The following is a 1445-nucleotide window of genomic DNA, read 5'->3' on the forward strand; positions in this document are numbered from 1 at the left end:
AGTGGAGTCCACCAGAGTGGTGTATGACCACCCCCGCTGACCGGCGTGGCTGAGACGTAGAAGGCGGCCACCGCGTGATGCTTCGAAGGACCTCTCACAGTGACTTTGAAGGAGACCGACGCGATGACCGCTGGACCCATGATGGACCCTGCCCACTTCATGCACGAGCAGCTGGCCCAGGCGAGCCCGGACCTGCTGCGGGAGCTGATGAGCACGCTCGTGAACACGCTGATGTCCGCTGACGCCGACGCCGTCTGCGGAGCCCCCTACGCCACCTCCTCGCCGGAGCGAGTGAACTCCCGCAATGGCTACCGCCACCGCGACTTCGACACCCGACTCGGCACCATCGACGCCGCCATCCCCAAGCTGCGTTCCGGGTCCTACTTCCCCGACTGGCTTCTCGAGCGCCGCCGCCGCGCCGAGAGGGCGCTGACCACCGTCGTCGCTACCGCCTACCTCCTCGGGGTCTCGACCCGCCGCATGGAGAAGCTGGTCGAGTCGCTGGGCATCACGAGGTTGTCGAAGTCGCAGGTCAGCGAGATGGCCAAGGACCTCGACGCTCAGGTCGAGGCCTTCCGCACCCGCCGTCTTGATGCCGGGCCGTACACGTTCGTCGCCGCTGACGCCCTGGTGATGAAAGTTCGCGAGGACGGCCGGGTCGCCAACGTCCACGCGATGCTCGCCGTCGGTGTCAACGCCGACGGTCACCGGGAGATCCTGGGCCTGCAGACCTCGAGTGCTGAGGACGGAGCCGGCTGGCTCGGGTTCTTCCGCGACCTCACCGCCCGGGGCCTCTCAGGGGTCCGCCTTGTCACCTCCGACGCCCACGCCGGCCTGGTCGCCGCGATCGGCGCCACCCTGCCTGGGGCATCGTGGCAGAGGTGTCGAACTCACTACGCTGCCAACCTCATGGCCGTCACACCCAAGACCAGTTGGCCGTGGGTGAAGACGTTGCTGCACAGCGTCTACGACCAGCCTGACGCCGACTCCGTGCACGCCCAGTTCGACCGACTCCTCGACGCCGTCGAGCAGAAACTACCCAAGGTCGCCGCCCACCTCGACACGGCCCGCGCCGACGTGTTGGCCTTCACCGCGTTCCCGAAGGAAGTCTGGCGTCAGGTCTGGTCCAACAACCCGCAGGAGCGGTTGAACCGGGAGATCCGCCGTCGCACCGACGTGGTCGGGATCTTCCCCGGCCGTGATTCCCTGATCCGTCTCGTCGGGGCGGTGCTGGCTGAGCAGGACGATGAGTGGACCGAAGGCCGCCGTTACCTCGGCTTGGACCTGCTCGGGCGCTGTCGCCTCATCGCGATGCCCGGCGGAGCGGACACCACCTCCGAGACCGTTGCGGAGGTGAACTCTGACCTCACGATGCAGGCCTTGACTGCCTGACTGCACGGAGCATCACGCGGCGAACGTCGTACACCACCTCTGAGGACTTGACC

1 protein-coding gene is annotated in these 1445 nt (G+C 67.2%); it reads left to right on the top strand.

The features are described from left to right. Positions 1-123: 123 nt before the first annotated feature. Positions 124-1392 (top strand): IS256 family transposase, encoded by a 1269-nt coding sequence (locus tag AB0637_RS24985; protein ID WP_366175489.1) that lies wholly within the window; start codon positions 124-126, stop codon positions 1390-1392. Positions 1393-1445: the final 53 nt, after the last annotated feature.

The sequence above is a fragment of the Kineococcus sp. NPDC059986 genome, assembly GCF_040702905.1.
Lineage (GTDB): Bacteria > Actinomycetota > Actinomycetes > Actinomycetales > Kineococcaceae > Kineococcus.

Excerpts from the sequence above, each read along its gene's own strand:
- AB0637_RS24985 (WP_366175489.1), top strand. The coding sequence starts at position 124 with ATGACCGCTGGACCCATGATGGACCCTGCCCACTTCATGCACGAGCAG.